General features: G+C 62.8%; 8 protein-coding genes. 4 read left to right on the top strand and 4 right to left on the bottom strand.

The window, feature by feature from the left end:
* Positions 1–145 precede the first annotated feature (145 nt).
* Positions 146–643, bottom strand: a complete 498-nt coding sequence (locus NKH12_RS22730) for a GFA family protein (protein WP_352955191.1) — start codon at positions 641–643, stop codon at positions 146–148.
* A gap of 90 nt (positions 644–733) precedes the next feature.
* Here NKH12_RS22730 and NKH12_RS22725 point away from each other — a divergent pair, with 90 nt between their 5' ends.
* Positions 734–1,057 carry a TfoX/Sxy family protein gene (locus tag NKH12_RS22725; protein WP_352955190.1) on the top strand — a complete coding sequence of 108 codons (324 nt, stop codon included), beginning with the start codon at positions 734–736 and terminating at the stop codon, positions 1,055–1,057.
* 19 nt (positions 1,058–1,076) lie between these two features.
* Here NKH12_RS22725 and NKH12_RS22720 read toward each other — a convergent pair whose 3' ends face one another.
* Positions 1,077–2,015, bottom strand: coding sequence for a carbohydrate kinase family protein (locus NKH12_RS22720; protein ID WP_352955189.1), 939 nt, complete (start codon positions 2,013–2,015; stop codon positions 1,077–1,079).
* A gap of 274 nt (positions 2,016–2,289) precedes the next feature.
* On the opposite strand from NKH12_RS22720, the gene recA reads away from it, so the two are divergent.
* The 3 genes from recA to NKH12_RS22705 all read left to right on the top strand — a co-directional run bounded on the left by recA (position 2,290) and on the right by NKH12_RS22705 (position 7,102).
* Complete coding sequence (gene recA, locus NKH12_RS22715) at positions 2,290–3,387, top strand: recombinase RecA (protein ID WP_008875470.1); 1,098 nt, start codon at positions 2,290–2,292, stop codon at positions 3,385–3,387.
* 224 nt (positions 3,388–3,611) lie between these two features.
* Positions 3,612–6,278: an alanine--tRNA ligase gene (gene alaS, locus NKH12_RS22710; RefSeq protein WP_352955188.1), complete on the top strand. Its 2,667-nt coding sequence runs from the start codon at positions 3,612–3,614 to the stop codon at positions 6,276–6,278.
* 29 nt (positions 6,279–6,307) lie between these two features.
* Positions 6,308–7,102, top strand: a complete 795-nt coding sequence (locus tag NKH12_RS22705) for a PhzF family phenazine biosynthesis protein (protein ID WP_352955187.1) — start codon at positions 6,308–6,310, stop codon at positions 7,100–7,102.
* Positions 7,103–7,118: 16 nt separating this feature from the next.
* Here the strand turns inward: NKH12_RS22705 and NKH12_RS22700 are convergent, their stop codons facing one another.
* Together NKH12_RS22700 and NKH12_RS22695 are read right to left on the bottom strand one after the other, a co-directional pair.
* Entirely contained in the window at positions 7,119–7,745 is a 627-nt protein-coding gene (locus NKH12_RS22700) for a glutathione S-transferase family protein (RefSeq protein ID WP_352955186.1), read from the bottom strand.
* 13 nt (positions 7,746–7,758) lie between these two features.
* Positions 7,759–8,970: an NADP-dependent isocitrate dehydrogenase gene (locus NKH12_RS22695; protein ID WP_352955185.1), complete on the bottom strand. Its 1,212-nt coding sequence runs from the start codon at positions 8,968–8,970 to the stop codon at positions 7,759–7,761.
* Positions 8,971–9,136 lie beyond the last annotated feature (166 nt).

Here is a 9,136-nt window from a genome sequence, read left to right as displayed (position 1 = left end):
ACCCCCCCCCGCCCCCCCGCCCCCCCGGCCCGGGGGTGTGGGGGGCCCGAAGGGCCGGATGAGGGGCAGAGCCGGCTTCTGTGATGTTTGCGCCCCCCTCATCTGCCTGCCGGCATCTTCTCCCCGTAAACGGGGCGAAGAAATGCTAATCCACCCACATTCCCGTCCGCTTGTGCCAGTCTGCGATCGATTCCTCGGGATAGACGTCGAAGGTCTTGTCGTCCTTGCCGATCTCGGGCTCGACCCAGTTCGCCTTGTATTTCAGCATGAGATGGACCTTTTCAGGCGGCTTCGGCAGGTCTGTGTCGATCGCGGAGGCGAAGGGGTGGACCAGCTCCGGCCAGGTCGGATCGTAGAGCCAGAGTGCCGATCCGCATTTCTTGCAGAAATTCCGTTCGCCTGACGAGATCTCGCATTGCGGATGCTCGTCGTCCTCGATCTCGGCTTGATAGACGCCGAGATTGCGCTTGCCCTTGATTTTCAGCGTCTCGAAATCGGCGCCGAGATTGATGGCAAAGCCACCGCCGCCCTGCTGCTTGCGGCAGATCGAGCAGTAGCAGAGCATGAACGGCACCGGCGTGTGACTTTCCACCTCGAAGTGGACAGCATTGCACCGGCAGGACCCTTTGAGCAGAAGCGGCATGAAGAACTCCGACGAGGTTGGTTTTCACCTTGTCAGGATGGGGTTGATTGGGGCGATGACAAGGGGAAATCCGGATGACATGATTGCGGCATGGACAATGAACGCATTGCCGAACTTTTCGAAGGCCTCGGCCCGGTCAGCATTCGCAAGATGTTCGGCGGCAAGGGCATCTACTTCGACGGCGTCATCGTCGCGATCGTCCTTCGCGGCGAATTGATGCTGAAGGCCGACGCGGAAAGCGCGCCGGAATTCGAAGCGGCCGGCTGCACGCAGTGGACCTACACCGGCTCGCGGCACGGCAAGCTGGTGTCTATGCCGTATTGGAGCATTCCCGACAGCGCTTTCGACGATCCGGATGAGATGGCGGTCTGGGCACGCCGGGCCTATGAAGCGGGGCTGCGTGCCGGCAAATAGGCTGCCTCTCCACTGGTCATCAGCTCATGCCAATTTTCTGCGGCTCGGGCACAAGGGCCAGCGCGTCGGCAAAGTCTGCCGCCGTTAAGACCGGCACAAGCCCGGCACTTTCGATCGCGAGCATTGCCGCGGCAACGCCGTCGCGCAGCGCCGCGCGCAGCGTCAGGCCGCGCAGCAGGGCGGCAACCGTTGCGCCCGCCAGCGCATCGGCGGCGCCGTCCGCGACTTTTTTCGGCGGCAGGATCGAGAAGGCGCCGGCTTCGTCGAAACCCAGCACCGGACCGTCATCCGCCGTCACCACGCCGCCTTTGAGGCCCGCGCGCCCCAGGCAGTCGATGATATCTCGCTCCGCCGTGTCGATACCGACATCGGCGAGTGCGAAGGCCTCATGCCGGTTCATGAAGACCATCGCCAGGCTGCCGAGCACCGGCGCGAGTCGCACCGCCTTGTCCGGTGAACCGGCGAGGGCGAAGACCGGCTTGCCGGCGGCAAGCGCCACCAGCCGCTCCAGCGCCGTCGACGGCAGGTTGGCGTCGCACAGGACCGCATCGGCGGTGCTGATCGCCTCGCGCACCTTGGCACGGCGGATCTGCTTGGGAAGCGCCAGGTCGTAGAGCGCCATGTCGGCAAGGCCGGCGATCAGAGCGCCATCGCCGTCGACCAGCACCGTATTGCTCGGCGTCGTGCGATCGAGGAACACTACGGACAGATCGGCAATGCCGGCCGCAGCGATGGCGCGCGAGACCGTATCGGCCAGACCGTCGCCGCCGCGCACCGAAAGCAGCGAACCGGAGACGCCGCGGCGCACGGCGCTGCGCAGCGCATTGAAGACGGCACCGCCGACAGCCTCGCGCATCGTGCCGGGATTTGACGCCGCCGGCACGAAGGCGCCCGAAACTTGGCCGCGCCGCTCGATATAGGCGCCGCCCACGGCCAGGATTGTCGGCGACTTCATCATGCCGGCGAGATGACCTTTGCTGTTGCCGGGTGAGACTAGGTTGTCAGGCGGAACCCGGCAACCGGAGGCGCGATTCGGAAGATGCCCAGCAGAATCCTACGGGTGAAGCGGGATACATCCTGGGGTGAAAACACGAAACAAAAAAAGAACAAATCCGGATATTGTTTGTTTTTCAATTGGATATCGCCCCTTGCCAGACCAGAACAAAAACGGTACAAATTGATAAGGATTACGGACTGTCCGGCCTTCATTGACGACCAAGGGGTGATGTATCATGGCTCAGAATTCTTTGCGGCTTGTAGAGGACAAAGCAGTGGATAAATCAAAGGCTCTGGATGCGGCGCTGTCGCAAATCGAGCGTGCCTTCGGCAAGGGCTCGATCATGCGGCTCGGCGCAAACGAGCAGGTCGTCGAGATCGAAACCGTGCCGACCGGATCGCTTGGCCTCGACATCGCGCTTGGCGTGGGCGGCCTGCCGCGCGGCCGCATCGTCGAGATCTACGGGCCGGAAAGCTCGGGCAAGACGACGCTGGCGCTGCACACGGTGGCCGAAGCCCAGAAGAAAGGCGGCATCTGCGCCTTCGTCGATGCTGAGCACGCGCTCGATCCGGTCTATGCCCGCAAGCTCGGCGTCGATCTCGAAAACCTGCTGATTTCGCAGCCCGATACCGGCGAGCAGGCGCTGGAGATCTGCGACACGCTGGTGCGTTCCGGCGCCATTGACGTGCTGGTGGTCGATTCGGTCGCGGCGCTGACGCCGCGCGCCGAAATCGAGGGTGAGATGGGCGATTCGCTGCCCGGCCTGCAGGCGCGGCTGATGAGCCAGGCGCTGCGCAAGCTGACCGCCTCGATCTCGCGCTCCAACACCATGGTCATCTTCATCAACCAGATCCGCATGAAGATCGGCGTCATGTTCGGTTCGCCCGAGACCACGACCGGCGGCAACGCACTGAAATTCTACGCTTCGGTGCGCCTCGACATTCGCCGCATCGGCTCGGTCAAGGACCGCGACGAGGTCGTCGGCAACCAGACCCGCGTCAAGGTGGTCAAGAACAAGCTGGCACCGCCCTTCAAGGTGGTCGAATTCGACATCATGTATGGCGAGGGCGTGTCCAAGACCGGCGAGTTGGTCGACCTCGGCGTCAAGGCCGGCGTGGTCGAGAAGTCGGGCGCCTGGTTCTCCTATAATTCGCAGCGGCTCGGCCAGGGCCGCGAGAACGCAAAACTGTTCCTGCGCGACAATCCCGACACGGCGCGCGAGATCGAGTTGGCGCTGAGGCAGAATGCCGGGCTGATCGCCGAGAAATTCCTCGAGAACGGTGGTTCCGAAGGCGGAGACGATGGTTTCGAGGACGAAGCGGGCGCCATGTAGGCTTCAGGCTGTAATCGAGTTCTGTATTGTTGCGTTTCGAACCGCCGGCCTACGCCGGCGGTTTGCGTTTCGGCGGGGGCGCGCCGAGATGACCCGGCAAGCCCCGCAAATTGGCCCAATTCCGTGTTTCTGGACAGGGTGCAACTCGGCGGCTAAAAGGCCATGTCCATTTGCCGTCGGCCGGGCCGACGGCTCTCTCTAAAAGCTAAAAGGCAGTATTATTCATGAGTGGCGTGAACGAGATCCGGTCGACATTCCTCGACTATTTCCGCAAGGAGGGTCACGAGGTCGTCGCGTCGAGCCCGCTGGTGCCGCGCAACGACCCGACGCTGATGTTCACCAACGCCGGCATGGTGCAGTTCAAGAACGTCTTCACCGGCCTGGAAAAGCGGCCCTATTCGCGTGCCACGACCGCTCAGAAGAGTGTCCGCGCCGGCGGCAAGCACAACGACCTCGACAATGTCGGCTACACTGCGCGCCACCTGACCTTCTTCGAGATGCTCGGCAATTTCTCGTTCGGCGACTATTTCAAGGAGCGCGCGATCGAACTTGCCTGGAACCTGATCACCAGGGAGTTTGGGCTGAAGAAGGACAAGCTGCTGGTCACCGTCTATCACACCGACGACGAGGCGGCCGGCTACTGGAAGAAGATCGCCGGCTTTTCCGACGATCGCATCATCCGCATTCCGACCTCGGACAATTTCTGGGCAATGGGCGACACCGGACCTTGCGGGCCGTGCTCGGAGATCTTCATCGACCGTGGCGAGCACATCTGGGGCGGCCCTCCCGGCAGCCCCGAGGAGGATGGCGACCGTTTCCTCGAATTCTGGAACCTGGTGTTCATGCAGTACGAACAGGTGACGAAGGACGAGCGCATCGACCTGCCGCGCCCGTCGATCGACACTGGCATGGGCCTGGAGCGCATGGCCTCCATTCTGCAAGGGGTGGAGAGCGTCTTCGAGACCGACCTGTTCCGTCACTTGGTCGACGTTGCGTCATCCGCGCTCGGCCGCGGTCCGGATGGGGACACCGTCGCATCGTTCCGCGTCATCGCCGACCATTTGCGTTCGTCCTGCTTTTTGGTGGCCGACGGCGTGCTGCCGTCCAACGAAGGCCGCGGCTACGTGCTGCGTCGCATCATGCGCCGCGCCATGCGCCATGCGCAGCTTTTGGGCGTCCGTGATCCACTGATGTGGCGGCTGGTGCCGGCGCTGGTGCGCGAGATGGGCCAGGCCTACCCGGAACTGGTGCGCGGCGAACAGATGATCACCGAGACGCTGAAGCTTGAGGAAACCCGTTTCCGCAAGACCCTGGTGCGCGGCTTGGGCCTGCTTTCTGAGGCGACGGAAAAGCTGGGCTCCGGCGACATGCTGGATGGCGAGACAGCCTTCAAGCTTTACGACACCTATGGCTTTCCGCTCGATCTGACGCAGGACGCGCTGCGTCAGCGCAATATCTCGGTCGATCTTGCCGGCTTCACCAATGCGATGGAGCAGCAGAAGGCCGAGGCGCGCAAGAGCTGGGCTGGTTCCGGCGAGGCCGCGACCGAAACGGTGTGGTTCCCGGTGCGCGAGAAGAACGGCGCCACCGAATTCCTCGGCTACGAGACCGAGCAGGCGGAAGGCCTCATCCAGGCGCTGGTCAGGGACGGCAAGATCGTCGACAGCGCCGCCAAGGGCGACGCCGTTGTCGTGGTCGTCAACCAGACGCCGTTCTATGGCGAGTCCGGCGGCCAGATGGGCGATACCGGCGTCATTTCGGGCGAACGGTTCTCGATCGAGATCTCCGACACGCAGAAGAAGGCCGATGGGCTATTCGTGCACCTCGGCAAGGTGGTCAACGGCACGGTCAACACGGGCGCGACTGTCGAGCTGAAGGTCGATCATGCGCGCCGCTCCAGGCTGCGCGCGAACCATTCCGCGACGCATCTGATCCACGAAGCGCTGCGCGAGGTGCTGGGCACCCATGTCGCGCAGAAGGGCTCCCTGGTCGCGCCCGAGCGTCTGCGCTTCGACATTTCGCACAACAAGCCGATCTCGCCCGACGAGCTCGAAGAGGTCGAGCGGATGGCGAACGAGATCGTCGTCCAGAACAGCCCGGTCACCACGCGGCTGATGTCGGTTGACGATGCCATTGCCGAAGGCGCCATGGCGCTGTTTGGCGAGAAGTATGGCGATGAAGTGCGCGTCGTTTCGATGGGCACGGGCTTGCATGGCGCCAAGGCCAACCGACCCTATTCGGTCGAGCTCTGCGGCGGCACGCATGTCAGGGCGACCGGCGATATCGGTCTGGTGCGCGTGGTGTCGGACAGTGCGGTGGCCGCTGGAGTGCGCCGCATCGAGGCGCTGACCGGAGAGGCGGCCAGAAAGCATCTCGACGAGCAGGACAAGCGGCTGAAGGCGGTCGCGGCGGCGCTGAAGATTTCGCCAGCCGACGTGCCGGCCCGCGTCGAGGCGCTGCTCGACGAGCGCAAGAAGCTAGAGAAGGAGCTGACCGAAGCGCGCAAGAAGCTGGCGCTGGGCGACCGCTCGCCAGCCGGCGTGCCTGCCGAGAACGAGACCATTGCCGGTGTCGGCTTCCTCGGCAAGGCGGTATCGGGCGTCTCGCCAAAGGATTTGAAACCGTTGGCCGATGCCGGCAAGAAGTCGCTCGGCTCCGGCGTCGTCGTCTTCGTTGGCGCCGGCGAGGACAACAAGGCCAGTGTCGTGGTCGGCGTCACCGACGACCTGACCAGCCGCTTCAGCGCGGTCGATCTGGTCCGCGTGGCGTCGGCGGCATTGGGTGGGCAGGGCGGCGGCGGTCGGCCTGACATGGCCCAGGCCGGCGGCCCGGATGCCTCGAAAGCCGAGAATGCGATCGCTGCGGTGAAAGCGGCTCTGGAAGCTGCGTAAGGCGAAGCCGAAATGGCAGCGGGGATGATGTGGCAACGTTGACCATGTATCAAGTCGACGCCTTTGCCGAACGGGCTTTCCAAGGCAACCCTGCTGCCGTTCTCGTTTTGGAGGACTGGCTATCGGACGATGTGATGCAGGCCATCGCAAACGAGAACAATCTTGCTGAAACCGCGTTTGCGCGGCCGAATGGCGAGGGTTGGGATTTGCGCTGGTTCACGCCGGTTCAAGAGGTCGACTTCTGTGGCCATGCTACTCTTGCGGCCGCCCATGTATTGGCCGCGGAACACAAGATGCCTGGTGACATGGTCTTTGCCACGCGGGTGGGTGAGCTACGGGTTTCCCAACGGGAAGGTGCCTACCAGCTCGATCTGCCGTGTTTTCCGCCGCAGCCGCTCGGCGGGGAGTTACCGCTGGCGCTGCAAGAGATATTTCCCCGGCGTCCGGTTTCGAGCTTCCGCAATTTCGAAAACCTGTTTGTCGAGCTTGCCGACGAGGCATCCGTACGGTCATTCGTTCCCGATATGCTTAGGATAAGAGCCCTTCATCCTCTTGGCCTGGTCATTACCGCGCCCGGGCGAGCCCATGATTTCGTCTCGCGTTATTTCGTGCCCGGAGCAGGCATTCCCGAGGATCCGGTGACCGGCTCCACTCATGCGACGCTGGTGCCTTACTGGTCTGAAAAACTCGGCAAGACGCATCTGTCGGCATTCCAATGCTCGCAGCGCGGCGGGCATTTGCTGTGTGACCTGGCTGGAGATCGCGTGCTGATCGCAGGTCGTGCGAAGACCTTCATGAAGGCGGAAATCTACCTTCCCGAATGAGCATCTGGCATTCGCCTCACCCGGCCTTTTCAGTTCCGGAAAAGCTTGGACGCTGAGCGATGCGGGTCCACCAGTTGTGGATGTCGGCAAACTCCGCCAGCAGGTTTCGCCCTTCGGCGACCTTGACGAAGTAGCCGACGACCGGCGCGGCGTGCAGGTCGGCAAGTGTCAGTTGATCGCCCAGCAGCCAAGGCCCGGCGGCTTTCAGTGAGGTGAGCACGCGAAGCACCGTAGCCGCCTGGCTAAGTCCGGCGGCGATCAGCACCTCGTCGGGCGGCTCTTTCTCCAGCCGCTCAACGGCGACGTCCCAGACCATGGCCCGATAGGCATAGGCGTCGAGCATGCCGAGGATCTGGTTCATGGTTGCACGAGGTCGGGCTTCGACCGGTTGCAACGCCGGGCCGTCGAAAGCCTCGTCGACATACCTGGCAATTGCACTGGTCTCGTGGAGGCGGAACCCGTCATGCTCGAAGGCAGGGATGCGGCCGAACGGGTGATGGTCGAAATACCAGCCCGGAACGCCGTCCGCCGCAAAGATGTCGACCGGCACAAGTTCGTAGTCGATGCCCTTTTCCTCGAGCACGAGGCGGACGATGCGCACATAGACGCTGTAGTCCGCCCCATAGACGATGGGTTTGCTCATGACGTTCGTCTGGTCAGGCCATCGCCTTCTGCAGATTCGCGTCGATCTTGTCGAGGAAGCCGGTGGTCGAAAGCCATGGCTGGTCGGGACCGATCAGCAGCGACAGATCCTTGGTCATGAAGCCGGCCTCGACGGTCTGGATGCAGACTTTTTCCAGCGTCTCGGCAAAACGCTTCAGCTCGGCATTGTCGTCGAGCTTGGCGCGATGGGTGAGGCCGCGCGTCCAGGCGAAGATCGACGCGATCGAATTGGTCGAAGTTTCCTCGCCCTTCTGATGCTGGCGATAGTGGCGGGTGACGGTGCCGTGCGCAGCCTCCGCCTCCACCGTCTTGCCGTCCGGCGTCATCAGCACCGAGGTCATCAGGCCGAGAGAGCCAAAACCTTGCGCCACCGTGTCCGACTGCACATCGCCGTCATAGTTCTTGCAGGCCCAGACATAGCCGCCCGACCATTTCAGGCTGGAGGCGACCATGTCGTCGATCAGCCGATGCTCGTACCAGATCTTTCTCGCCTTGAATTCGGCTTCGAACTCGGCCTCGTAGACTTCCTGGAAAATGTCCTTGAAGCGGCCGTCATAGGCCTTGAGGATGGTGTTCTTGGTCGAGAGGTAAACGGGGTAGTTGCGCAGCAGGCCGTAATTCAGCGAGGCGCGGGCGAATTCGCGGATCGAGTCGTCGAGATTGTACATGGCCATGGCGATGCCGGCGGCCGGTGCATCGAACACGTCATGCTCGATCACCTTGCCGTCCTCGCCGACGAACTTGATCGTCAGCTTGCCCTTGCCGGGAAAGCGGAAGTCGGTGGCGCGGTACTGATCGCCGAAAGCGTGACGGCCGACGATGATCGGCTTGGTCCAGCCGGGCACCAGCCGCGGCACGTTCTTCATGATGATCGGCTCGCGAAAGATGGTGCCGCCGAGAATGTTGCGGATGGTGCCGTTCGGCGACTTCCACATCTTCTTCAGCCCGAATTCCTCGACGCGCTGCTCGTCGGGCGTGATCGTCGCGCATTTCACGCCGACGCCATGTTTCTTGATGGCATTGGCCGCGTCGATGGTCACCTGGTCGTTGGTGGCGTCGCGGTGCTCGACGCCGAGGTCGTAATATTCAAGCTTAAGGTCGAGATAGGGGTGGATCAGCTTGTCCTTGATGAACTGCCAGATGATGCGGGTCATCTCGTCGCCGTCGAGTTCGACGACCGGGTTCGCCACCTTGATCTTCGCCATGGAAAGAATGCCTCATTGTTGGGGATCGGGACGGCCTTGCCCGCATGGCTTCGGCCGGGTGCGGCCCGTATATCAAAGCATTTTTGGCCGCGCAAACGGCGATCCGCGCGGGCGTGCTTCACCATCGCCATCGGCCACTCTTTGTGAAAGCTTCATTTTCGCGGCC

The organism is Mesorhizobium sp. M1322 (genome assembly GCF_040318085.1).
In the GTDB taxonomy this organism is placed as follows: Bacteria; Pseudomonadota; Alphaproteobacteria; order Rhizobiales; family Rhizobiaceae; genus Mesorhizobium.
The sequence above is the reverse complement of the archived record's forward strand: the minus strand, read 5'-3'. Positions and strand labels throughout refer to the sequence as shown.